The following is a 24950-nucleotide window of genomic DNA, read 5'->3' as shown; positions in this document are numbered from 1 at the left end:
TTATTTTTTAAAAGTTGCCAGAATAAATATCTGGCAACTTTAATTTTCTTTATTAGTAATTGATCTTATGCACTTACTTTGCTATTTTTAACTAGGATATCAATAACTTTTTCATTTACTATATCAGTTGTTAATAAGTGACCTTGAGACTTAGCTATTAATTCAGCTGTTTTTTCTATATCTTGGTCTCCATATTGCTTAGCAACTTCTTTAGCCTTTTCAGTTATTTCTTCTTCTGTTGCTTCAACCTTTTCAACTTCAGCTATCTTACTGATTACAAGATCAGTCTTAACTCTCTTTTCAGCATTTTCTTGCATAAATTCTCTTACTTTTTCTTCAGTGTTGTTTGTATATTTATAATATGATTCTAAGTCTAATCCTTGATACTTTAATCTCATTTCAAGGTCTTTTAACATCATATCTATTTCTTTTTCTACCATAACACTTGGAATTTCAACTTTTGCATTTTCACAAACTTTGCTTATAACAGCTTCTTCAAATTCTCTTTTAGCTTTTATTTCATTTGACTCTTCCATTTGCTTTTTAATATCATTTTTATATTCTTCTAAAGTTTCGAATTCTGAAACTTCCTTTGCAAATTCATCATCAAGAGCCGGTAGCTCTTTGAACTTGATGTTCTTTACTTTTATTTCGAATTTAGCATCTTTATTATTTAAATCTTCTCTGCCATATTCTTCTGGGAATTTAACATTAATTTCTTTTTCCTCTTCAACTTTTAGACCTACTAATTGATCCTCAAAGTTACCTATAAAAGTTCCTGAACCTATTTCAAGTTCATAATCTTGAGCTTCTCCACCTTCAAAAGCTACTCCATCTACATATCCTTTAAAATCTATAACTGCGATGTCACCTTTTTCTATAGCGCCATCTTTTTTATCTTCTACTCTTGCATTTCTTTCTTGAGCAGTTTTTAATCTATTATCTATTTCTTCTTCAGTTACTTCATAAGATACTTTTTCAACTTCAACACCTTTATATTCACCAAGCTCAACTTCAGGATAAGTTACAACTTCAGCTTTGTATACAAAGTCTTTTCCTTCTCCAATTTCAACTATATCAATTTTTGGATAATCCACTGGTTTTATATCATTTTCTGAAATAGCTTTTGGGTATGTATCATCACAACAGAAGTTTATAGCATCTTCATAAAAAACTCCTTCTCCATAAAATTTCTTTATTATATGCATAGGAGCTTTACCTTTTCTAAATCCTGGTATATTAAATTTCTTTGCATTTTTAGCATAAGCTTTCTTTAAAGCCTCGTTAAATTTTTCAGCTGCAACTGTAATTTCAAGCTCTATAACATTCTTTTCTTTTTTTTCAACTTTAACGTTCATCCTATACTCCTCCTACTAATATGCATCCATATTCTAACTAGGTTATTATAACATAGGTATATAATTCATACAACCATATAGCCTAATACATTATTCCTAATTTATACACTCCTATAATTATATACTATATTCTAGTATCTTTACAATTAAAATTATGATTATTTACTCAATATCCCAAAAATTTATCAGTTAGTTTACAACTATACATATAATTTAAATATTTTCCAAGTATTTTTTAGATTCTATAAGTTCATTATAACTATTAAAGTTTTCATTATATACTTCTATAATCGCTTTACCTTTATATCCAGCTTTTTTTAATTCCTCAAAAAGTTTTTCAAAATCAACATCACCTTTTCCTGGAAGTAAACAATCTTCTGTAGAACTCCTATCATTTATATGAATATTCACTAACCTATTTCCCATAATTTTAATATATTCAGAAGGAGATATGCCTGATTTATATGCTTGTTTTATATCTAATGTAAAGTATATTGGATTTTTAACTTCTCCTTTTAAAAACTGCAAGAACTCTAAACTTGAAGATTGACACCAGGAAACATTTTCTTGTGCTAACTTTATTCCATTTTCTCCTGCAATATACGATAATTCCTCATAAATCTCTTTTATACTTCTCAGCTTATTTTTATCTAAACTAGAATATTTCATACCATGAAATGTATAAAATTCTGCTCCTAATTCTTTAGTAAGTTTACAATGTTTCTTAAAATATTTAATCATATCTTTCCTTCGTCTAATATAGGGATCAAAAAGATATAACTCAAAAATAGCACAAAAAGCGTGAACTGATAGTATTTCTAACTCTGTCTTTTCCTTTTCTTTTTTTAGGATTTCTAAAAACTTAGGACTATATTCTGAATGAGTATTTATAAATATCTCTGCAAAATCAAACCCTAAATCTTTAATAATTTTTAAGCTATCCTCTGTATTAATCTTTGGATAAAAAGTAGCCGAAGATAATCCTATTTCCATAAAAGCTACCACCTTTTATTTTATTCAGTTTAACTATTTTAGTATATTACCATTTTCATAGACGAGATACTTATTTTTATTTAAAATTATCTCTAATTTGTTTTCTTTTATCTCTCCAAAACTTCCCTCATATCCTCTTAGCCTAGCATCTTTCAAATATTCATGTTTATTAATATTTATATCATAAACCCAAACAAAATAAGGATATTTATTAGAAAGGTTAGGTAATTTACTTAAATAAAATACTTTCCCATTAAATAGTTTAGGACTAGTAGCCCATATAAAGTTTGGATATGACTTAAGTTTATTTTCTTTATAAATCTTATTTTTATTTTTAGTATAATGAATTCTTCTTGTAATATCTGTAGCCTTCCCATCTATATTGGCCAAATACATATCCTGATTTTTTGCATTAAATATCAAGTAAGTTTTCTTGTCTTTACTAAGCTCATAATTAATATTTTCTATAGGATTCATTGAAATAAATATTTTATCACCCTTAAACTCCTCAATTTTCCCTCTTATAGTTAATTGATCATTTAACTTTATATTTATATCTTTTATTACTTTTTTAGGAGCCTCAATTTTTTCTATATTTTTATTTTCTTTCTCCGCTTTATTTTGTGATGATCTATCTATACTAGATTTGTTACCTGCAATTGTTTTTTTCTCCTTTTTTGAACTTCTTGAAAATATGTTTTTAATAGAAGTTATATCCCCTTTTACCTTTGAAGGCTTAATAATAAACACTGCCAAACCGATTAAACCTAATAATATTAAGAATCCTATTATAATTTTCCTACGCCTTATTTGCTTTATCTTTTTTTCATAATCTTTACTGAATACACTAGGTTTTTTCAACTACAGTTCCCCTCCTATAATTGTATTATTATCATACATTATTATAACTCAAATAATTAAAATTAGCAGTTATATTACACTTAAAATACATTTATTTAAAAAATATTAAAATCTCTTGAATATTGTTAAAAAAATAACATTATTATTGAGAGTTTTGAACCTATTTATAATTATTTGAAAATTTAGTAATCTATAATTAAAATTTTATTTATATATTTCTTTAATTTATTATTAACAAAATGATTCAAATGGTGTATAATTTACTTGAATTTCAGAAAATATTATTTTTTATAGAATATTCATTATTTTATAATTATGTTTTTCTTTATTTTATTAAATTTTTAACAAAATCTTTACTTTATATAACATTTTTATTCAATTAACCTGCTTTTAAATAGAGTTTATAAATTTAAATAAATGTTAGGAGGTAGTTTGATGTTTAAACAATGGGAAGATTTTAAGGGAGATATTTGGAAAAAGGAAGTAAATGTTAGAGACTTTATTCAAAAAAACTATAATCTTTATGAGGGTGATGATAGCTTCCTAATTGGAACTACAGAAAAGACCGATAAAGTTTGGGCAAAATCTCATGAATTAATTATTGAAGAAATAAAAAAGGGCGTAATTGATATTGAAACTAATGAAATATCTGGTATTAACAACTTTGCACCTGGGTATATTGATAAGGATAATGAAGTTATTTTAGGCCTTCAAACTGACGCGCCTTTAAAGAGAATTGTTAATCCATATGGTGGTACAAGAATGGTAGAGCAATCCCTTGAAGCATATGGATATGAGCTTAATAGCGATATAAAAAAATACTTTACTAAATATAGAAAAACTCATAACCAAGGTGTATTTGATGCTTATACAAAAGAAGCTAGAATAGCAAGACACGTAGGACTTTTAACAGGACTTCCTGATGCTTATGGTAGGGGAAGAATTATAGGTGACTATAGAAGAATAGCTCTTTATGGTATGGATTTCTTAATAAAAGAAAAGAAAAAAGACCTTAACAATCTCGCAGGTCCTGCTACTGATGAATTAATAAGAAAAAGAGAAGAAGTATCTGAACAAATAAGGGCAATGGCAGAAATCAAGAAAATGGCTATGTCATATGGTATAGACATATCTGAACCAGCTAAAGATTCAAGAGAAGCTGTTCAATTTGTATATCTTGGATACTTAGCTTCTGTAAAAGAAAATAACGGTGCTGCAACTTCACTAGGTAGAACCACAACATTCTTAGATTGTTTTATAGATAAAGATCTAAGAGATGGAAAAATAACAGAAGCCGAAGCTCAAGAACTTATAGACCAATTCGTAATTAAATTAAGACTTATAAGACATCTTAGAACTCCAGAATATAATGATCTATTTGCAGGAGATCCAACTTGGATTACTGAGTCAATTGGTGGTGTAGGCTTAAATGGTAGACCGTTAGTTACTAAAACTTCATTTAGGTTCCTTCATACCCTAACTAATTTAGGTCCTGCTCCTGAACCAAATATAACAGTCCTATGGTCTGAAAAATTACCTGAAGGATTTAAAAAATATTGTGCAAAAATGTCCATTGAAACAGATGCAATCCAATATGAAAATGATGATATTATGAGACCTGTATACGGCGATGACTATGGTATTGCTTGTTGCGTTTCTGCTATGGAAATAGGTAAGAGAATGCAATTCTTTGGTGCTAGAGCTAACCTTGCTAAATCATTATTATATGCTATTAATGGTGGTTATGAAGAAGTTAAGAGAGCTAAAGATGGAAGCTTAGAATTAGTAATACCTCATATTCCAAAAATGGAGGATAAAGTTCTAGACTTTGATAAGGTTATGTGTAACTTTAATAAAGTTATGGAATATGTTGCCGATCTTTATGTAAATACAATGAATACAATTCATTACATGCATGATAAATACGCTTATGAAGCTGGTCAAATGGCCCTACATGACACTGAGGTTAAAAGGTTTATGGCTTTCGGTATAGCTGGATTATCAGTAGTTGCAGACTCTTTAAGTGCAATTAAATATGCAAAAGTTAAACCAATTAGAAATGAAGAAGGCATAACAACTGGATTTGATATTGAGGGTAACTTCCCTAAATACGGAAATGATGATGATAGAGTTGATGATCTAGCCGTATATGTAGTTAAAAAGTTCTCTGATGAACTTAAAAAGCATGAAACCTATAGAAATGCTGACCACTCATTATCAGCCCTTACCATTACATCAAATGTTGTTTATGGTAAGAAAACAGGTTCTACTCCAGATGGTAGAAAAGTAGGTGAACCTTTGGCACCTGGTGCAAATCCAATGCATGGAAGAGATGAAAATGGGGCTTTAGCATCACTTAACTCTGTTGCTAAAATACCATATAAAGATTTCTGCCAAGACGGTATCTCAAACACATTCTCTATAGTACCTGATACTTTAGGTAAGGATGATGCTACTAGAATAAATAATTTAGTTTCTGTGCTTGATGGATACTTCAGCCAAAGTGCATTCCACTTAAATGTAAACGTATTAAATAGAGATACCCTACTTGATGCTATGGAACACCCAGAAAAGTACCCTACTTTAACTATTAGAGTATCTGGATATGCTGTTCATTTCAGCAGACTAACTCGTGAACAACAATTAGATGTTATAAGTAGAACATTCCATGACTGTATGTAGTTAAATTATAATATAAACCTAGGAATAACTTATAACTTTTATAAGTTATTCCCCTTTTAGGAGGATTTATATAAATGATAAAGGGATTTATTCACTCTATAGAAAGTATGGGACTTTTAGATGGTCCTGGTATAAGAACAGTAGTATTTTTTCAAGGATGCGCTTTAAGATGTTCTTATTGCCATAACCCAGATACTTGGAATTTCTCACAAGGAATAGAATATACCCCTCTAGAATTACTTAATAAAGTAGAAAAATTTAAGCCTTATTTTAAAAATAACGGCGGGGTAACCTTCTCTGGTGGGGATCCTTTAATGCAACCTAAATTTTTAATTCAATGTTTAAAATTATGTAGAGAAAAAGGTATCCATACTACTGTAGACACTTCAGGAATAGGTATAGAAAAGTACTATGATGAAATTCTTAAATATACAGATTTAGTCCTTCTAGATATAAAGCACGTAGATGAAGAAGGCTTTAGAAACTTAGCTGACCATAGTATGGATGGCTTAAACATATTTTTAAAGGTATTAAGAGAACATGAAAATAAAGTCTGGGTAAGACATGTAATTGTTCCTGGAATAACTGATGGAAAAGAACATTTAGATAAATTAGCGAGCATAATAAAGAATATTAAAAATGTAGAAAAGATTGAACTCCTTCCTTATCACACTATAGGTGCTCATAAGTATGATAAATTAAACATACCCTATAAACTAGAAAATGTACCACCTATGGATAAGGATAAAACAAAAGAACTACAAAAATACTTAGAATCTAAGATAATGTAAAAACACAAAACCTTGTAATAACTTTATAAAAATAGAGCACTAAATTTTATGTCCTAAGTAAAACTGATTATATATAAACCCTAAGATTTTCCATAAGTAAAGTCTGGTTTTACCATAATTTATAAAATAAGTGCTCTTTTATTTTATTTAAATATTTTTTAATTTTTATTTATAACATTGTTTTACTTTATATTTCTACTTCCCGGCTTTATGTACTCCATACCCTTTTCACATAATGGACATTTTTCTTTTTCATAGCTTTGTATATCTAATTCTACACAGCTATATACTGGTAATTCTAAGTTTGTTACTCCTCTATTTACTATAGTAGCAATTCCTATAACCTCTGCTCCTAATTCTTTTAGTAATTTTGCTGTCTCCATAGAAGATTTACCTGTAGTTACTACATCTTCTGTAATTAATACTTTCTTCCCTTTTTCTATACAAAAACCTCTTCTAAGTTGCATTTCTCCTTCTACTCTCTCTGTAAATATTGCTGGCTTTCCTAGTTGTCTACCCATTTCATATGCAACTATTACTCCCCCCATAGCAGGTCCAACTACCATATCAAAGTCTAAGTCTTTTACTTTTTCACAAACTACACTTAAAACTTTTTCTGCTTTATCTGGATATTGAAGTAATTTTGCACATTGACAGTATCTATCGCTATGTCTTCCTGAAGAAAGTAAGAAGTGTCCATCTAGTAATGCTTCACTTTCTTTTAATATTCCTATTACATTTATATTATTCATTATATTATCCTCCCTATATTATCCCCTTTATTTCTTCTAAACTCTTTATATTTTCTCTTTCCATGAATTTTTCTATACCTTCTACTATATTAAGTGATGCTCGTGGATTTACAAAATTAGCTGTTCCAACCTGTATAGCTGTAGCACCTGCCATAATAAATTCTATAGCATCTTCTGTAGTCATTATTCCCCCAAGTCCCATAACAGGTACATTTACTATTTTACATACCTCGTATACCATTCTTAATGCTATAGGTTTTATAGCTGGACCTGAAAGACCTGCACAGATGTTATTAAAAATTGGTTTCTTTTTATTAATATCTATGGCCAGTGCTTTAAAAGTGTTTACTAATGATAATGCATCGGCTCCTGCATCCACACAAGCACATGCCATATCAACTATATCTTCTGCATTAGGTGATAATTTTACCATTAGAGGTTTTGTACAATTCCTTTTAACCTCTTTTACTACATCATATGCAACCTTAGACTTTACTCCAAAGGCCATTCCACCACTTTTAACATTAGGACAAGATATATTTAATTCTATCATATGCACTGAGGTATTATTTAACTTTTTAACGCCCTCTACATAATCTTCTATAGTTCCTCCACCTAAGTTTGCTATTATTGTTGTATTATATGTTTCCATCTTAGGTAGATAATCTTTTATAAATCCATCTACGCCTGGATTTTGAAGTCCAACACTATTTATCATTCCGCTACTTGTTTCAAAAACTCTATATCCATAGTTTCCTTCTTTTTTATTTAAAGTTAATCCCTTCGAAGATATTCCTCCTAATTTAGATACATCATATATATTTGAGAATTCTTCACCAAATCCAAAAGTTCCAGAAGCAGCTATTACAGGATTCTTAAATTCTATTCCACACATATTAACTTTAGTCATTAAACATCAAATCCTCTCCATAGAATACTGGCCCTTCTTTACAGGTAGTCTTATTTCCATCCTTAGTATTGCATGTACACCCAAGGCAAGCCCCAAGGCCACAAGCCATTCTATTCTCCATAGAAACTATAACTTTCTTATTCAACTCTTTCCCTATATTAATAACTTTCTTCATCATAACTAAAGGCCCACAAGTAACTATAAAATCATACTTATTAGGTTGTAATATGTCAGTTATATATCCCTTATGTCCTTTTGTACCGTGCTCTGTAGATATATAAATATTTTTTGTATACTGTTCAACACTATCTACTGCGTAGTGTACATCTCTAAAACCAGCATAAAAATCTATTTCACATTCTTTTAAGGTCTTACTTAAGTAAACTAAAGGTGCTATTCCTATGCCTCCTGCTACCATAGCAACCTTCTTTCCTTCTAATTCATTTATATTAAACCCATTCCCCAAAGGACCCATAATTTGAATATCTGAATCCTCTTGTAAATTTCTAATTAGTTCTGTTCCTCGGCCTACTACTGCATATAGAAAACTTATATAATCTTCCTTTAAATCATAAATACTTATAGGCCTTGGAAGTAATATTCCCTGTCCCTCAGGTCTTAACATATAAAATTGGCCAGAACCCCCTTTAAAATTACCCTTTATTCCGATTTCGTAAATTCCCTCTTCGATCTTCCTATTAAAAAGTACCTTTTCTACAGAACATATCAAGTGTATACACTCCTTTAATTACTATGCTTTATTTACTAAGTTCCTTTAAAATTTCGTCTCTCATTTTTATAACCGCTTCTCTCGCACAGTTTGCAAATTCTAATTCTCCACCTGCTTTTTTCTTATAGCTTAGAATTATTCCTCTCGATGAGTTTACAACTCCACCATTTCCATTCTTTAAGTATACTGATACATCCTTAGCTGTCCCTCCTTGAACTCCGTAGCCAGGTATTAAAAAGAATGTTTTATTTAAAGTATTTCTTATTTCTTTTCCCTCTTCTTGATGAGTACAGCCTACAACTCCCCCTATGGAACTGTATCCACAATTGCCTAGATAATCTAATCCCATATTGTGAACCTTTTCTCCTACTACATTATAAACCCTTCTACCAGCCTTAGTTTCTATATACTCCACATCTTCTGCACCTTTATTTGAAGTTCTAATAAGAACAAATACTCCCTTTTCAGAATTTCTTATATAATCTAGATATGGTTCTATACTATCCATTCCCATATATGGATTTAATGTTACGAAATCACTTTCAAAGGCTCCTGTGAAATGTGCCTTTGCATACATAGATGCAGTTTTTGAAATATCCCCTCTTTTTATATCAGCTATGGATAAAGCCCCTTTTTCTTTTATATATTTTAAAGTTTTGCTATATGCCTTAATTCCTTCTATACCGTAAGCTTCATAATAGGCTATTTGAACTTTAAAACAAGCAACTACATCAAATGTTTTATCTATAATAGCCTTATTAAAATTAAATATTGCATCTCCAATTGAATTAAACTTTTTAACGTAATACTCTGGTATATATGTTAAATCCGTATCCAAGCCTAAACATACGTGACCTTTTTTTTCTACACTTTCATACAATCTATCTATTATCATCTTTACTCCTCCTAGAGAATATAAAGTTATTTTATATATTTTATTTCTCCATCTTTAATGGTCATAAGTACATCCCCATAAACTTCAACTCCATCAAATGGTGTGTTTTTACCCTTTGAATAAAACTCCTTTGAATCTATGATATACTTTTTATCTATATCTATTAAAACTAGGTTAGCTTTTAAGCCAGGTTTTATCTCTCCTGATTTTAATTTCATTATGTTAGAAGGATTTTTACTCATAAGTTCTGATAATTTATTTAAACTTATATGCCCTCCTCTAACTAGCTTTGTATAACATAATGAAAATGATGTTTCTATACCAGATATTCCTGGTGCACCTTTTTCTTTATCTTCTTTTCTATGTGGGGCGTGATCGGTTGCTATACAATCTACATATCCATTTTGTATAGCTTCTATTAAAGAATTTACATCAGATTCTTCCCTAATAGGAGGGTTAACTCTGTAGGAACTATTTGCTAAAACTAAATGATGTGGAGTTACCTCACAGGTTAAATTTGCCCCTCTTTTTTTAGCACTTATTATAGCATCTATACATTCCTTAGTGCTTACATGTGCCATATGAACCTTTGCCTTTGTATGTTCACATAGTGCTATATCTCTAAAAGTCATCATATTTTCCGCAAGCCTCATATCTATATTCGAAAATGTAAGAGTTTCTGCATGAGATATTAATGTAAGATTTTTTTCATTAGCTTTCATCATTACATCATACATAATCTTATCTGAATTTACTCCTACTCCATCATCAGATATGAACTTAACCTCTTCTGTTAAATGCTCTAAGTGATCTATACTTTGTCCACTCATATCTTTTGTGGCTGATACTATTTGATTTATATCTGTTATATTTAATTTCCTGCCCTTTTCTATTACATAGTTAAAGGTGTCCATGTCACTGCAAATTGGGTTTGTGTTTGCCATTAAGTTAACCTGAGTGTATCCACCTCTAACAGCTGCTTTAGAACCACTTTCTAAGTCCTCTTTAAATGTATATCCTGGGTCTCTAAAGTGACAATGCATATCTACAAAAGAAGGCATTAATGTATTTCCGTTTCCTTCTACTATCTCACAGTCTCTTTTTAAACCTATGCCTACTTCTTTTATGATTCCATCCTCTATATAAAGGTCACCCTCAAAATTCCCCTCTGCACTTACCATTTTCACATTCTTGATTAATAGTTCCATACATGCTCACCTCGATTTATTCTAAATTCTAGCCATGGGTATTATACTTTTAAAGCTTGTATACCTCATCGCAATATTCACATCTATAGGTTCCATTTTCTCTATCTACTAAATAAAACTTATGAGATATTTCTTGTTCTACAGAAGTTATACATCTTGGATTATTGCACTTAATTACATTCTCAATTTCATTTGGTAACTGAGGCTTTACTTTCTCTACAACTTTTTCATCCTCAATTAAGTCAATAGTAATACCTGGGTCTATAAAGCCTAGAGCAGCTAAATCTACATCTAACCTATTTTCTATTTTTATAATGTCTTTCCTAACATTTTTTCCACTATGCACATTCATAATTAAGGCTACCGGAAACTCTACCTTATCAAGGCCTAGATAATAAAATATTTTCATACCTAGTCCTGCTTTTATATGGTCAATTACTATTCCTCTTTTAATTGGATTTATAGCTAACATTATTTATCCACCCCCAAAAGTTTTGCAATTAAAGCCATTCTAACAAACATACCATACTTAGCTTGTTTAAAATATGCTGCCCTAGAATCCTTATCTACTTCCTGTGAAATTTCATTTACTCTTGGTAATGGATGCATAACTATCATATTCTTCTTTGCATCTTTCATTTTGGCTACATCTAGTACGTAACAATCTTTTAATCTTATGTACTCTTCTTCATTAAAGAATCTCTCTCGTTGTACCCTAGTCATGTATAGTATGTCTACTTCCTCTATAACATCTTCTATTCTTTCAACTTCTTTAAATTCTAGATTATTCTTCTTAAGAACTTCTTCCCTAATATAATCTGGTATTCTTAACTCTTTTGGTGAAATAAGTATGAATTTATTATTTTTATATCTTGACATGGCTTTAATTAGTGAATGTACAGTTCTTCCAAATTTTAAATCTCCACATAAACCTATAGTTAAATTTGAAAGTTCTCCTTTTAAAGAGCGTATAGTAAGTAAATCTGTTAATGTTTGAGTTGGATGTTGATGTCCACCGTCTCCAGCATTGATAACTGGCATTTGTGAATGCATAGATGCGATTTTAGGTGCGCCCTCTTTTGGATGTCTCATAGCTGCTATGTCTGCATAGCATTCAATGGTTCTTATAGTGTCTGCAACACTTTCACCCTTTGCAGCTGAGCTAGATTTAGCCTCTGAGAATCCTAATACTTTACCACCAAGTCTTAGCATAGCAGCTTCAAAGCTTAATCTAGTTCTTGTGCTTGGCTCATAAAAAAGAGTGGCTAATATTTTACCATCACAGATGTGAGCATATTTTTCTGGATCTTCAATAATTCTTTGTGCAAAATCTAAAATTTCATTTAATTCCTCTACTGTGAAATCCATTGGATCAATTAAATGTCTTCCTTTTAACATTTCATACTCCTCCTTTTTAGTCTCTCTGGACTAGGTTTAAAGGTAAATAAAAAAGTCTTCCTCATTTAAGGAAGACTGAATTTGCCTAATTATTGGTTTATAAGTTATAATTTTATATAATTATACCTATAGTATAATTTATAACTTAAAAGTTTAATTTTATCTTCCTTGTAGACCTCTCTGGATCTATTTTAAAGGTATTATTTTTTTCTTCTGTATTAATATATAACAGTTTTTTTATGAAGTCAAGAAAAAATTTCTATTTTCCATTTTAATTATCTCAAGAATTATTAAAGTTTAGCATATAGATACACGATAATTATTTATATAATATCTTTAGGAGTGTTTATTATGAAAGCTAATAATCAATTTAATAATGTGGTTTTAGAAAATTATTTTAAAAATACCTTATATAAAGAAATACTAAATAGCTTACCTAAAAGCAACAACTTTTCTATGTTGCTAGAGACCCTTTTAAACTCTATGGCTAGTTCACAAGATAATGATTTAAAAACTGAATTAAATAATAATATAGCAGGTATAAACCTAGAGAATCTACCAATGATAAAAAACATGGAAGATACTATTACATTTAAAAATATAAATTCTACAAATCTAAATAAGATAAATAATTCTTATGGGATTAATTCCTATAAAGAAATTTCAAAACCCTACTCTAATGGTAAAATCATTGTTAAAAATTCTGCTATACTAAAAGCTGTGGAGAAGGCTTCTCAAAAGTATGGTATGGATAAAAACTTAATTTTATCTGTTATAAAGCAAGAGTCCGATTTTAATCCTAAATGTGTATCTCATGCTGGTGCTATGGGACTTATGCAACTAATGCCTGAAAATTGTGTTGAATATGGAGTTTCTAATCCCTATAGTATAGAGGAAAATATAGATGCAGGAACAAAGCATCTAAAAGATATGATAAAAATTCAAAAAGGAAATTTAATGTTAGGATTAGCATCTTATAATGCAGGTCCAGGAACTTTAAGAAGAAGAGGTGTTACTACAGTAGAAGGCATATCTAAATTACCTAGTGAAACCCGCCATTATGTTAAAAAAGTAATGAACTATTATAAAGGTTAATTTTTTATTTATTACTATTTAATATTGTTACTTATTGTATTTTGTTATAGAATACAATTATACACTTATGCTACAAGGAGTTATATTATGAGTAAGAATAAAAAATTTAATTTAAAAAATATTTGGACAATGCCTTTTTTAAGTAATGTTCTTATTCTTTTTATGGGGATTATATTTGTATTTTCTCTACACACTATAAAAGAAATAAAAAAACTAGATAAAAAACATATTCAAGATATGAAAAACTATGAGCTTTCTAGAGGTAATAAATCTTATGAATTGCCAAACTTAAAGAAAAACACAAATATGGCAAATCTAGTTGGTAAAACCATTGTAATAGATGCTGGTCATGGTGGTTTTGATCCTGGTACTACTTCACAGGATGGAAAGCTTATAGAAAAAGACATAACTTTAAAAGTGGCTACTTATTTAGAATCTTATTTAAAAGAAACTGGCTGTAATATAATAATGACTAGAACATCAGATAAAGCAATGGAAAATGCTAAAAATGAAAGTGAAGACCTAATTAAAAGAACGGAAATTACAAATAAATCCAATGCTGATATTATGATTTCTATACACGTAAATTATTCTAAAAACCCTTCTTCCCAAGGTATAAATAATTATATAAATACCTCTTTAGGACATGCTGAAGATAAAAAAGATTTATCAAATCTTATATTAAACTCAATTTCTGAATCTGAAAATTGGAATATAGGTGAAACATTGACGGATAATATATACATATTGAAACATTCAAATATCCCTTCTGTATTAGTAGAATGTGGATTCATAACAAATTTAGAAGATAAAAAGAAATTAGAAAATGATTTCTTTCTTCAAGACTTAAGTATGCGAATTGGAACAGGAATAATAAAATATTTAAATAAAAAGAAGTAACGAAAAATAGTTACTTCTTTTTATTTAACATTAGTCTTATACGCATCTTTTATTTTATAATTCTTCCACCAATATATTCACTAGTGTTTTGCCACCTTTTAGCATATTCTCCCCTAGCCCACTCTATCATTACAACTTCTTGTCCCTGCTTTATACTTACAACTCTTATAGGCTTCTTAGATATAATCCCCTCATCTATAGAGTATATAAACAAATTTTTATCGTTTAAAACTATTAATATATCTTTATTAGGAGATGTAAAAGCATCTTTTGCATCGGGAACTCTTTCTTTTATATTATTCCAAGGAACCACTAATTCATCATAATTCATAACACCATTTGTAGGTATTAAATTTAACATATATTCCTCATATTTATTTGGATCCTTTTTATCTTCTGCTCTTCCAACTGCAAGCCAATGTCCATTTTTTCTTATTAAAGAAAAACTATCCTCATCAATTTTCATCCCCTTATTCAATATCTCATTTCTAAGAACTTTTAAATAGTCATCCTTTATATCTTTGAAAACATCAGAAACTTTTAATGGTCCTTCCTTTAGATTATCTAATGGAAATACCGCAAATTTATCATATTTAATCAAATTTGCATCCTTACCTATCCCATATTTAATTCCAATATAATCGTTACTTATGAAATTAATTTTACATAGAAGGTTTTCCCCATCGTTTAAATCTAAAATACTTTTACTATTATTTTTTAACCTATTTAAAGATCTTTTATTATCTTCCAGTGGATAGGAAGTAAAATTATCTATCAAAGCACCTTTTCTAAAATATCGATCAGATGTTATTGTAGAAAATCCTGTCATTCTAGGTACTAGTAAATCATCCAAATCCATTATTCTCAGTACTTTTTTATTTTCAGTACTTATAGAAATTGTCCTATACTCACTAACTTTAGTTTTCTTTGATTTTTTATTGTTATCTTCGAATATATTGTCTTTTTCGTTTCTTAAACCTATATAAACCGTAGTCCTTAAATCACCATCAATATGTTCTTTTTCTTTTTTTATATTATCCAGATTCTTAGTATTGCTTATACTCTCTTCATCTTTTAATTCCTTATCTGTTTTTACTATATATATAAATGCATCAAAGGCATGAATTATACAATTGTTATCATCAATAGAAATAACATCATAAAAATGTTTTTCACCAGAAGTTATAGATATAACATCTATTTTTTGATTTTTTATTCCTAACTCCTCTTTGGTTTTTTTATATGCATAGATTAAATACTGATCTGCATCTACAGTTTTTATTTTAAAAGATGGATTATGACAAATCTCCTTACCAATTTTAACAAAACTATCAGAAAACTTTACTACTCCATTGAGTTTATTATTTAACTTATCTAAAGTTTTTTCTCTTGTAATTTCATTGTCCGACTTATATGATTGTATATTCCAAACTCCGTAGATAGGTATAGACTTGTTATAAGGCTTAAATATTTTTTCCTTTGTGTCTATCTTTAGATTCATACATCCACTAAGAAAAAAAATAATAAAACAAATACTTATATAAAATCTAAGTTTTATTTTCATATGAATTTTCTCCTATACTATTATTTTACTTTAGTGGAAGCTTAATAATAACCTTAGTTCCGACATTTTCTTCACTTTCTATGACAAATTTTCCACTGTGTAGATTAACTATTTCATCGCATATGGAAAGACCTATTCCATTTTGTGATTTACTACTTCTTCCTTTATAAAACTTCTCCTTTACCTTAGGAAGTTCTTCTTTACCAATACCACATCCTGTATCTTTCACCTCAATAATATCGTAATTATCCTCTTTATATATTTTAAAATTAACTGTTCCACCCCTATCCGTAAACTTAAAAGCGTTATCAAGAAGATTTATGCAAACCTGCTTTAACCTATTCTTATCTCCCCATATGTTTCTCATGCCTTCTATACAATTTACTTTTAACTCAATATTCTCTCGCTCTGCCCTTGGTTTTAAATACGTTTTAATATAATTACATAAAATATTAGGATTAATCTCTTCTTTATTTAAAACAACCTTTCCTGATACAAACCTAGAAAAGTCTAAAAGTTCTTCTACCATATTACTTAATCTATCGCTTTCTTTTTCAATTATAGAAAGACCTTCATCTAATGTAGTTTTATCTATATGCTCTGAGTTAAGTACCACAGCCCATCCCTTTATAGCCGTTAAAGGCGTCCTTAACTCATGGGAAACGGAAGATATAAAATCATTTTTTAAATTATCCTTTTTTTCTATCTCCTCTGCCATATAGTTTAATGTATCCGATAATTTTCCTATTTCATCTTCACTATTATTTTCACTTCTTGCTTTAAAATCTCCATCAGCCATCTTTTCTGCTATAAAAGTTAGTTCTTTGATAGGTACTATTATAGACTGACCTAAAAATAAGCTAGCAATAGAACCAATTAAAGTTACCACAGCTCCGATTATTAAAAAAACAATTACTATGCTCTGTATATCTCTATTTACCTCTTTTAAAGAAGTTATAAACCTTAAAACTCCCACTATTTTATTGTCTGATTTTAAAGGATAAGATATAGCCATAACCCCACTGCTGTCGTAAGAAACTCTCCCTCTCCAGACTCCATACTTTCCTTTTAACGCTTCCGCATAATCCACAGGATTTGTTGGCTCTAATTTCCTTACTCCGATAGAATCCATTAATATGTTTCCTTTTGTATCTATAATTTGCACCTGTGCTGGAGTTTGTTTCCAAAATATATCTACATTAGACATTATATTTTCTTCAAGACTAGCAGATGAAAAATATCTATTATAAAATTCTGCTGAAGTTTTTATTTGACTTAATAGATTTTGTTCTAAATTACCATAAAAGTATAGGCTTACAAAACGAAAAAGTATTATTTCTAGAATTACTATACTAAAAAATAAAACTTCTATATAACTCATAGTCAATCTTTTTTTTATGCTTTTCATTTTATCCACTCTCACTAATTATTTGCCCATCTATAACCTATACCCCACACTGTTTCTATATATTTAGGATTTGATGGATCTTCCTCAATTTTAGTTCTAAGACGTCTAATATTTACATCCACAATTTTAGATTCGCCATAAAAATCCCATCCCCAAACTCTATTTAGAAGATCCTCTCTACTAAAGGCTTTTCCGGCATTTTCCATAAACGTTTTCATAAGAATAAATTCTTTTGGTGTTGTATCTATTTCTTTTTCGTTTTTAAATAATCTTTGTGAATATATATCTATTCTAAAAGGAGCGCTTAATATCTCAACACTCTCTTTATTAGGACTACTTTCTGTTCTTCTTAGTACAGACTTTATTCTAAGCAAAAGTTCTTTAGGATTAAAAGGCTTTACTATGTAATCATCAGCGCCATTTTCAAGTCCTTCTATTCTATCTATATCCTGTCCTCTAGCCGTAAGCATAATTATTCCTAAACCTTTATATTCCTCTCTTAAAATCTCACATACCTTAAATCCGTTAATAGAAGGTAACATAACATCTAATAATACTAGGTCAAAGTTTAGCCTTTTAATTTTTTCTAAAGCTTCTTCTCCTGTTTCTGCTTCTTCTACTTCAAAGTTATTATTTTTTAAAAATACTTTTATAAAACTTCTAATACTTTCTTCATCTTCAACTAAAAGTATCTTATATGCCATATGTAAAGACTCCTTAAAATTTCATTTTTAAATTAATTATACCTTATAACTTGTCTTTTAGGGTTACAATATATTTAAATTTAATATTTAGAAAATAATTACCAAAAACTATTGACTATGACCTTACGTAATGTATTAAAATAAGAAAAGGGATGAGGTGATATTTTATGGAAGAGTATCTTTCTACTGGTGAATTTGCGGATAAAGCTAGTGTTACCATAAGAACTTTAAGATATTATGATAAAATCGGAATTTTAAAGCCTTCAAAGCATAATGAAAAAGGTCATAGATTATATAGCATGAAAGATTTTATAAAACTCCAAAAGATTTTAACTTTAAAGTTCATAGGTTTATCTTTAGAGGATATAAACAAAATTATGCTATTTGATAATCAAAATGGAGATTTAAAAAATTCTTTAAACTTACAAAGGAAAATTATTCAAGATAAAATATCTCATTTTAATACAGTTATTGATGCCATAGATAAAGTTTTAGGAAACATGCCTACTAACGGTGGCTCTCCTCCATGGGAGGAAATAATAAGTATTATTGGTATTGTAAACACTAATGATAAATGGCTACAGCAATATAAAGATGCTACAAACCTTAGATCTAGAATATCCATTCACGAAAAATATAGTAAAAATAAAGAAGGGTGGATGCCATGGTTTTTTAAAAAAATTTTAGATTTAAATTTAAAAGGAGAAATTAAAATTCTAGAACTTGGTTGTGGAGATGCTAGCCTATGGATTAAAAACCTTAACAAAATCCCTAAAAACTTCAGCATAATCCTCTCAGATTTTTCTAAAGGTATGCTAGAAGATGCCAAGCGAAATTTAAATATTAATAGTCATAAATTTAACTTTAAACTTATTAATGCTGAAGATATTCCCTATACAGAAGATGAATTTGATATTGTCATAGCAAATCATATGTTGTATCATTTATCTGATATACATCAAGGTTTAAAGGAAATTAAAAGAGTTTTAAAACCTAATGGTTACTTTTTCGCATCCACTGTGGGGATAAACCATATGAAAGAATTAAGAGATATTATAGAAAATTTTAATTCAAAGGAACTTACTTCTGAAAGTTGGAATAGTACAAATAATTTTAATCTGGAAAATGGTAAAGATATTTTAGATAAGTATTTCAAAAATATTATATTATCTAAATATGAAGATGCACTTCTTATAGATGAGGCACTTCCACTTATACATTATATTTTCTCTATGCCTGGAAATGTAAAAGATAATTTTAATGAAAAATTATATAAAAAATTAGTCAATTATATTGAAGACATAATAATCAATAAAAATATTATTACTATTACTAAGGACACTGGTTTTTTTATGTGTCAAAAATAGGAGAGGATGAAATAAATGAAAAAATATAATATTCCTTTTTCACCACCAGATATTACTGAAAGGGAAATCGAATCCGTAGTAGAAGTTTTAAAATCAGGCTGGATAACTTCAGGTCCAAAAGTTAAAGCTTTTGAAGATACTGCTGCAAAATATTGTGACGCAAATTATGCCGTAGCACTATCAAGTGCAACAGCAGCCATGGAACTTATTTTAAAAGTATATGACCTAAAAGCAGGAGATGAAATCATAACTACCCCATATACCTACACTGCAACAGCTAGTGTTATGGTTCATAGAGGCATAAAACCTATTTTTGTTGATACTAAAAAAGATAGTTTTTTAATTGATGAAGAAGAAATTAAGAAAGCTATAACTCCTAAAACTAAGGCTATATTCACAGTAGACTTTGCTGGGGTTCCAGTAGATTTCGACCTTATAAAAAACATGTTGAAAGAAATGGGAAGAGAGGATATAATTTTAGTTTCTGACTCTGCTCACTCTTTTGGTGCTAAGTATAAGGGAAAGCATGTTGGAGGGCAATTTCACTTCCATACATTCTCTTATCATGCTGTTAAAAACCTTACTACAGCGGAAGGTGGAAGCGTAACTTTTAATGATAATAATTTCCTAGGAAAAGAAAACCTTTATAAAGAATTTAAAGTTTCTTCATTACATGGTCAAACTAAAGATGCCCTATCTAAAATGAAAGCCGGTGCTTGGAAATACGATGTTATTACTGATGGATTTAAATGTAACATGACAGACATACAAGCAGCTATTGGTCTTGTTCAACTAGATAGATATGATGATATTTTAAAGAAAAGAAGAGAAATATTCGAAGTCTATAACAGAATATTAGAAAAAGAGGATTGGGCTATAATCCCGTTTATGAAGGATGATATTAAAGAAACCTCTTATCACTTATATCCTCTAAGAATTAAAGGTTTCACAGAAGAAAAAAGAGGAATAATTATAGAAAAACTAGCAGAAATGGGTATTGCAACTAACGTCCACTTTATCCCACTTCCACTACTTACTCTATACAAAAATTTAGGATATAATATAGAAGATTATCCTAATGCATATAACCAATACGCAAATGAAATTTCTATGCCTGTTTACTCAATGCTTTCACTAAAAGATGCAGAGAGTATAGCAACTGAACTTGTATCTTGTGTAAAAAAGCTTTTATAAAATTAATTATTATACTATAAGATTAAGAAAGGATAGTGCAGAATGAAAGTTAATTTTTATACATCTTTAAGAGAGTACGAAAATAAAAAAGAAGAATTTACTAAAGCCATATTTAATGTTATTGAAAGAGGAGTTTCAACTCTAGGACCTGAAGTTAAAGAATTTGAAAAAGCAATACAAGAATTCACTGGTGCAAAGCATGCTATAGGCGTGGCTTCTGGTACTGATGCCCTTATATTATCTTCTGATATTCTAGGGTTTAAAGATGGAAAAGAAGTAATAACTTCTCCATTTACCTTCTTAGCTTCAACTTCATGTATTTCTAGACATAAAGGGAAACCTGTATTTGTAGACATAGACCCAGAAACTTTCAATTTAGATGTAAATCAAATTGAAGAAAAAATAACTGAAAATACTGTAGGTATATTACCAATTCATCTATTCTCCCAAATATCAGACATGGATAAAATTATGGAAATAGCTAAAAAACATAATTTAAGAGTCTTAGAAGATGCCGCTGAAGCTTTTGGTATGAGGTGGAAAGGAAATGGTAGTGATTATAAACATTCTGGTACTATAGGTGATATGGGTATATTTTCATTCTTCCCTACAAAAACCTTAGGTGGATATGGTGATGGTGGTATGATCGTAACAAATGATGATAATTTAGCTGAACTTGCAAGGTCATATAGAGTACATGGTGCTACTAAGAAATATCACTACGATCATTTAGGATATAACTCAAGATTAGATACCCTTCAAGCTGCTGTACTTTTAGTTAAATTAAGACATATGGAAGAATCTATAAAGCAAAGAGAAGTAATAGCATCATGGTATATAGATAGATTAAAGGATATCCCCGAAGTTACATTACCAGTAATTAAAGGTGATCAAAAACCTGTTTATTATGTATTTAATATATTAGCAGAAAAACGTGATGAACTAGCTGAATACCTAAAACAAAATGAAGTTCAATTTAGTATATACTATCCAAAACCATTACATCTACAAAAATGTTTTGAGTATCTAGGATATAAGAAAGGTGATTTCCCTGTAGCTGAAAGAACTTGTGAGAACATTCTAGCTCTTCCTATTTATCCAGAAATCACTGAAGATGAAGTAGATTTTGTTTGTAAAAAAATTAGAGAGTTTTATAAAAAATAATATATTTATTAAGATAGCAGAGTAACTTCTACTCTGCTATCTACATTTATAAGTATCTATGTAATTTATATTTAATATGTATAAATATCTATGTAACTTACATTTTTTATTCTTATGATTATTTTTATACTAGTATAACTTAATTTTATTACTCTGCAATGTATATACCATTGTATAAATACTCCTCTGCAACATAATTAGGTATAGGTTTGCTAAATAAGTAACCTTGAACCAAATCGCAGGATTTTTTCTTTAGAATTTCATATTGATCTTTAGTCTCAACCCCCTCTACAACTATATCTAAATTCATATTCTTTGCAACTACTATTACCCCGTCTATGATATACTCTTTTATCTTATCTATGCATATATCATCTATAAAACTCTTATCAATCTTTATAGTGTTAACAGGAAAAGTTTTAAGATAGTTTAAAGAACAATAACCCGTGCCAAAATCATCTAGTGAAATACTTATACCCATATTCTGAATTTCTTTTAATATGCTTATTTTAATCTCTTTTTCCTCTACTAATATATTTTCTGTAATTTCAAAGTCTAGATCTTTAGGAGCTACACCTGAATTATTTATTATATCCCTAACATTACTAAGAAATCTTTTATGCTCTAATTGCTTAGGAGATATATTTACGGAAATCTTTTCATAACTTAGTCCTTTATCTCTCCATAACTTATTTTGTTTACATATTTCACTAATAACCCAATATCCCATAGGTATAATAAGCCCTGTTTCCTCGGCTATAGGTATAAATTCCTTAGGCGAAATCATTCCTTCTTCATTATCCTTAAGCCTTAACAATGCTTCAAATCCATGAATCTCACCAGTTTTGAAATGCACTTTAGGTTGATAATGTATAATAAATCCATTATTTTTCAAAGCCTCTCTCAGCATATGCTCAATAGTAGATTTTCTCTTAAGTTCTATGCTCATTAAAACATCATAAAATTCACATCTATTTTTCCCTAATTCTTTTGCCCTATGCATTGCTGTATCTGCATTCTTTAAAAGAATAGTTCCTTTAAGACCATCTGCTGGGAATAATGCCACACCCACACTTACAGAAAAGTAAATATACCTATTACCCACTAAGAATTTTCCATTTAAAGTATCTAAAATTTCCTGAGAAAATATTTTTACATCCTCTTTATTCATAATGCTATTTAATATTATTAAAAATTCATCTCCACCATATCTACAAACTGTTCCTTTGTTCCTTACTATAGTCTTCAGACTCTTGGAAATCTTTTTTAGCAATATATCTCCTACACTGTGACCAAGATTATCATTAATTTTTTTAAAGTTATCTAGACCTATGAAAAGCATGGCTCCTTGACCTTTAGCCTTTATAGTATCACTAAGTATTTTATCTATATTATCTAAGAAATAAGCTCTATTAGGAATATTAGTTAAGGTATCATAATATGCTAAAAACTTTATTCTCTCTTCGTCCCTTTTTCTATAAGTAATATCTGTAGCTGTACCAGATATTTTAATTGGGTTACCTTTCTCATCTTTCTGAATAGTTCCTCTAATTAAAATCCATCTATCCTTCTTTTCTTTTGACCTAAACTCTTGATTAAAAGAAATACCATCATTATTTATACATTGATTATAATTTTCTATAGCAGCCTTTAAATCTTCTTTGAAAACTATTTGTTCTAGTATAACAGGAAACGTCTCTGCAAATACTATTTCCTTTAATACTATTTCTTTCCACTTACTAGAGAAAAACATATCACCATTATTAATATTATATTCCCATATAGCATCATTAGATCCGTCTACTGCAAATCTGTATTTTTCTTCCATAACCTTTAAATTTCTTTCATTTTCCTTTAGCTGAATATATTTAGCCCTTAGTTCTTCCTCCGTAACACTTAGCTTTCCATATACTCTTGTAAGCTCTTCATAGCTATCCTTTAATTTTTTAATCATGCTATTAAAACTAGAGGAAAGCCTACCTATTTCATTATTTCCTTTATAAGTTGACATTATATTAAAGTTGTCCACTGTCGCAAGTTCCATAGTATTCATAAGATCACTTATAGGATCTGTAATAACTCTTGAACACCCTACCGCTAAGAACATACCCAATAAAGTAAATATTATCATTAAAATAAAAATAATAATCATAATTTTCCTAGCAGGTCTATTTATTTCACTTAAACTTTGACCTAATATTAATACTAAACCATTATCCTTAATTGCCCTATATCCAATTACTTCACTATCATTTTTCTTAATTTCTTTAATTTTATGTTCAATGCCTTTTATATTAGTAATATCTCCATTTTTCATCAGTGTATCTTTTTTATCATTTGTACTACCTAAAATTTGTCCATTTTTATGTACTAAAGTTATATGACTACTCTCTCCTACTTTTGCATCTTTTATAACGTTATACATACTATTATAATTATATATATTAGCTATACAACCATATACATTACCTTTTCTATCCTTTACAGGCTGCGATATAATATATGAATTTTTTCTTACCTTACCCGTAAGATTAGTGTCAGTAATAACCATATCTTTTTTTAACATTTCTTTATTAGATTTAATAAAGGATTGTAGTTCATTATTATTTTCTTTGTTACTATTAATAATTACTACTCCATTTTTATCAAAAAGTACAGTATCTATTATATCTTTCGAAAGTGATTTAGCATTTTTAAAAATATAAGTAACATGTCTCATATTAATTTCATTGTTATTTTCAGTGAAAACAGATTTCACTCTTTCCCTGTCTGCTATGTTTTTAGTCTCTAATTTTTGAGCTACTATTAGATCCTCTAACTGTTTACTTGCAATATCCGTTACCTTGTCTATGGTGTCTATACTACTTTTAGTAAGTGCCTTGGAAAAATTCTTATAGGATATTACTGCAAGAAGCATTAATGGCGTTATAATTAATAAAATAATAGTAAGTGGTAATCTTTTTCTGATTTCCAATA

At 29.1% G+C, this 24950-nt stretch carries 21 protein-coding genes; 7 read left to right on the top strand and 14 right to left on the bottom strand.

The window, feature by feature from the left end; genetic code table 11:
- Window positions 1-65: 65 nt before the first annotated feature.
- The 3 genes from tig to FGL08_RS04065 all read right to left on the bottom strand — a co-directional run bounded on the left by tig (window position 66) and on the right by FGL08_RS04065 (window position 3212).
- Entirely contained in the window at window positions 66-1358 is a 1293-nt protein-coding gene (gene tig / locus FGL08_RS04075) for a trigger factor (RefSeq protein WP_138209562.1), read from the bottom strand.
- Window positions 1359-1571: 213 nt separating this feature from the next.
- Window positions 1572-2351 (bottom strand): sugar phosphate isomerase/epimerase family protein, encoded by a 780-nt coding sequence (locus tag FGL08_RS04070; RefSeq protein WP_138209561.1) that lies wholly within the window; start codon window positions 2349-2351, stop codon window positions 1572-1574.
- Window positions 2352-2384: 33 nt separating this feature from the next.
- Window positions 2385-3212 (bottom strand): hypothetical protein, encoded by an 828-nt coding sequence (locus FGL08_RS04065; RefSeq protein ID WP_138209560.1) that lies wholly within the window; start codon window positions 3210-3212, stop codon window positions 2385-2387.
- 435 nt (window positions 3213-3647) lie between these two features.
- Between FGL08_RS04065 and pflB the strand changes: the two genes are divergently transcribed.
- Together pflB and pflA are read left to right on the top strand one after the other, a co-directional pair.
- Window positions 3648-5894, top strand: coding sequence for a formate C-acetyltransferase (gene pflB / locus FGL08_RS04060; RefSeq protein ID WP_138209559.1), 2247 nt, complete (start codon window positions 3648-3650; stop codon window positions 5892-5894).
- A gap of 74 nt (window positions 5895-5968) precedes the next feature.
- The gene (gene pflA / locus FGL08_RS04055; protein ID WP_138209558.1) at window positions 5969-6685 is read left to right on the top strand and encodes a pyruvate formate-lyase-activating protein; all 717 of its coding nucleotides are present in this window, start codon (window positions 5969-5971) and stop codon (window positions 6683-6685) included.
- A 182-nt stretch (window positions 6686-6867) separates the two neighbouring features.
- On the opposite strand, the gene pyrE is transcribed toward pflA, so the two are convergent.
- From pyrE to pyrB, 7 genes are read right to left on the bottom strand one after another with little or no spacing between them, the layout of a single operon-like run.
- Window positions 6868-7437 carry an orotate phosphoribosyltransferase gene (gene pyrE / locus FGL08_RS04050; protein WP_138209557.1) on the bottom strand — a complete coding sequence of 190 codons (570 nt, stop codon included), beginning with the start codon at window positions 7435-7437 and terminating at the stop codon, window positions 6868-6870.
- A gap of 13 nt (window positions 7438-7450) precedes the next feature.
- Window positions 7451-8347 (bottom strand): dihydroorotate dehydrogenase, encoded by an 897-nt coding sequence (locus FGL08_RS04045; protein ID WP_138209556.1) that lies wholly within the window; start codon window positions 8345-8347, stop codon window positions 7451-7453.
- Window positions 8340-9077, bottom strand: coding sequence for a dihydroorotate dehydrogenase electron transfer subunit (locus FGL08_RS04040; protein WP_138209555.1), 738 nt, complete (start codon window positions 9075-9077; stop codon window positions 8340-8342). Before FGL08_RS04040 ends, FGL08_RS04045 begins: the two co-directional genes overlap by 8 nt.
- Window positions 9078-9105: 28 nt before the next feature.
- Complete coding sequence (gene pyrF / locus FGL08_RS04035) at window positions 9106-9972, bottom strand: orotidine-5'-phosphate decarboxylase (protein WP_138209554.1); 867 nt, start codon at window positions 9970-9972, stop codon at window positions 9106-9108.
- A gap of 26 nt (window positions 9973-9998) precedes the next feature.
- Window positions 9999-11180, bottom strand: a complete 1182-nt coding sequence (locus FGL08_RS04030) for a dihydroorotase (protein WP_138209553.1) — start codon at window positions 11178-11180, stop codon at window positions 9999-10001.
- Between the two features lie 49 nt (window positions 11181-11229).
- Window positions 11230-11652: an aspartate carbamoyltransferase regulatory subunit gene (locus tag FGL08_RS04025; protein WP_138209552.1), complete on the bottom strand. Its 423-nt coding sequence runs from the start codon at window positions 11650-11652 to the stop codon at window positions 11230-11232.
- Entirely contained in the window at window positions 11652-12578 is a 927-nt protein-coding gene (pyrB, locus tag FGL08_RS04020; RefSeq protein WP_138209551.1) for an aspartate carbamoyltransferase, read from the bottom strand. The genes FGL08_RS04025 and pyrB overlap by 1 nt, the downstream gene beginning before the upstream one ends.
- Window positions 12579-12929: 351 nt before the next feature.
- On the opposite strand from pyrB, the gene FGL08_RS04015 reads away from it, so the two are divergent.
- Window positions 12930-13673, top strand: coding sequence for a lytic transglycosylase domain-containing protein (locus tag FGL08_RS04015; RefSeq protein WP_243117934.1), 744 nt, complete (start codon window positions 12930-12932; stop codon window positions 13671-13673).
- An 87-nt stretch (window positions 13674-13760) separates the two neighbouring features.
- On the top strand, window positions 13761-14573 hold the full coding sequence (locus tag FGL08_RS04010; protein WP_138209550.1) for an N-acetylmuramoyl-L-alanine amidase family protein: 813 nt from the start codon (window positions 13761-13763) through the stop codon (window positions 14571-14573).
- Between the two features lie 49 nt (window positions 14574-14622).
- Here FGL08_RS04010 and FGL08_RS04005 read toward each other — a convergent pair whose 3' ends face one another.
- Genes FGL08_RS04005 through FGL08_RS03995 form a run of 3 tightly spaced genes read right to left on the bottom strand, consistent with a single transcriptional unit; the run spans window position 14623 to window position 18249 of the window.
- The gene (locus tag FGL08_RS04005; RefSeq protein WP_138209549.1) at window positions 14623-16137 is read right to left on the bottom strand and encodes a hypothetical protein; all 1515 of its coding nucleotides are present in this window, start codon (window positions 16135-16137) and stop codon (window positions 14623-14625) included.
- A 25-nt stretch (window positions 16138-16162) separates the two neighbouring features.
- On the bottom strand, window positions 16163-17545 hold the full coding sequence (locus FGL08_RS04000; RefSeq protein ID WP_197733544.1) for a sensor histidine kinase: 1383 nt from the start codon (window positions 17543-17545) through the stop codon (window positions 16163-16165).
- 14 nt (window positions 17546-17559) lie between these two features.
- Complete coding sequence (locus FGL08_RS03995; RefSeq protein WP_138209547.1) at window positions 17560-18249, bottom strand: response regulator; 690 nt, start codon at window positions 18247-18249, stop codon at window positions 17560-17562.
- 167 nt (window positions 18250-18416) lie between these two features.
- Here FGL08_RS03995 and FGL08_RS03990 point away from each other — a divergent pair, with 167 nt between their 5' ends.
- The 3 genes from FGL08_RS03990 to FGL08_RS03980 are packed head-to-tail and all read left to right on the top strand — an operon-like array spanning window position 18417 to window position 21974.
- Window positions 18417-19616, top strand: a complete 1200-nt coding sequence (locus FGL08_RS03990; protein ID WP_138209546.1) for a MerR family transcriptional regulator — start codon at window positions 18417-18419, stop codon at window positions 19614-19616.
- Between the two features lie 15 nt (window positions 19617-19631).
- The gene (locus FGL08_RS03985; RefSeq protein ID WP_138209545.1) at window positions 19632-20810 is read left to right on the top strand and encodes a DegT/DnrJ/EryC1/StrS family aminotransferase; all 1179 of its coding nucleotides are present in this window, start codon (window positions 19632-19634) and stop codon (window positions 20808-20810) included.
- 42 nt (window positions 20811-20852) lie between these two features.
- Window positions 20853-21974, top strand: coding sequence for a DegT/DnrJ/EryC1/StrS family aminotransferase (locus tag FGL08_RS03980; protein ID WP_138209544.1), 1122 nt, complete (start codon window positions 20853-20855; stop codon window positions 21972-21974).
- 148 nt (window positions 21975-22122) lie between these two features.
- Here FGL08_RS03980 and FGL08_RS03975 read toward each other — a convergent pair whose 3' ends face one another.
- Window positions 22123-24948 carry an EAL domain-containing protein gene (locus FGL08_RS03975; RefSeq protein ID WP_138209543.1) on the bottom strand — a complete coding sequence of 942 codons (2826 nt, stop codon included), beginning with the start codon at window positions 24946-24948 and terminating at the stop codon, window positions 22123-22125.
- Between the last annotated feature and the right edge of the window lie 2 nt (window positions 24949-24950).

The sequence above is a fragment of the Hathewaya histolytica genome (genome assembly GCF_901482605.1).
GTDB classification, from domain to species: domain Bacteria; phylum Bacillota; class Clostridia; order Clostridiales; family Clostridiaceae; genus Hathewaya; species Hathewaya histolytica.
This window is presented reverse-complemented; position numbering and strand designations above follow the sequence as displayed.

Coding starts and splice junctions, on each gene's coding strand:
- tig (WP_138209562.1), bottom strand. CDS start 1,358: ATGAACGTTAAAGTTGAAAAAAAAGAAAAGAATGTTATAGAGCTTGAA.
- FGL08_RS04070 (WP_138209561.1), bottom strand. CDS start 2,351: ATGGAAATAGGATTATCTTCGGCTACTTTTTATCCAAAGATTAATACA.
- pflB (WP_138209559.1), top strand. CDS start 3,648: ATGTTTAAACAATGGGAAGATTTTAAGGGAGATATTTGGAAAAAGGAA.
- pflA (WP_138209558.1), top strand. CDS start 5,969: ATGATAAAGGGATTTATTCACTCTATAGAAAGTATGGGACTTTTAGAT.
- pyrE (WP_138209557.1), bottom strand. CDS start 7,437: ATGAATAATATAAATGTAATAGGAATATTAAAAGAAAGTGAAGCATTA.
- FGL08_RS04045 (WP_138209556.1), bottom strand. CDS start 8,347: ATGACTAAAGTTAATATGTGTGGAATAGAATTTAAGAATCCTGTAATA.
- pyrF (WP_138209554.1), bottom strand. CDS start 9,972: ATGATAATAGATAGATTGTATGAAAGTGTAGAAAAAAAAGGTCACGTA.
- FGL08_RS04030 (WP_138209553.1), bottom strand. CDS start 11,180: ATGGAACTATTAATCAAGAATGTGAAAATGGTAAGTGCAGAGGGGAAT.
- FGL08_RS04025 (WP_138209552.1), bottom strand. CDS start 11,652: ATGTTAGCTATAAATCCAATTAAAAGAGGAATAGTAATTGACCATATA.
- pyrB (WP_138209551.1), bottom strand. CDS start 12,578: ATGTTAAAAGGAAGACATTTAATTGATCCAATGGATTTCACAGTAGAG.
- FGL08_RS04015 (WP_243117934.1), top strand. CDS start 12,930: ATGAAAGCTAATAATCAATTTAATAATGTGGTTTTAGAAAATTATTTT.
- FGL08_RS04010 (WP_138209550.1), top strand. CDS start 13,761: ATGAGTAAGAATAAAAAATTTAATTTAAAAAATATTTGGACAATGCCT.
- FGL08_RS04005 (WP_138209549.1), bottom strand. CDS start 16,137: ATGAAAATAAAACTTAGATTTTATATAAGTATTTGTTTTATTATTTTT.
- FGL08_RS04000 (WP_197733544.1), bottom strand. CDS start 17,545: ATGAAAAGCATAAAAAAAAGATTGACTATGAGTTATATAGAAGTTTTA.
- FGL08_RS03995 (WP_138209547.1), bottom strand. CDS start 18,249: ATGGCATATAAGATACTTTTAGTTGAAGATGAAGAAAGTATTAGAAGT.
- FGL08_RS03990 (WP_138209546.1), top strand. CDS start 18,417: ATGGAAGAGTATCTTTCTACTGGTGAATTTGCGGATAAAGCTAGTGTT.
- FGL08_RS03985 (WP_138209545.1), top strand. CDS start 19,632: ATGAAAAAATATAATATTCCTTTTTCACCACCAGATATTACTGAAAGG.
- FGL08_RS03980 (WP_138209544.1), top strand. CDS start 20,853: ATGAAAGTTAATTTTTATACATCTTTAAGAGAGTACGAAAATAAAAAA.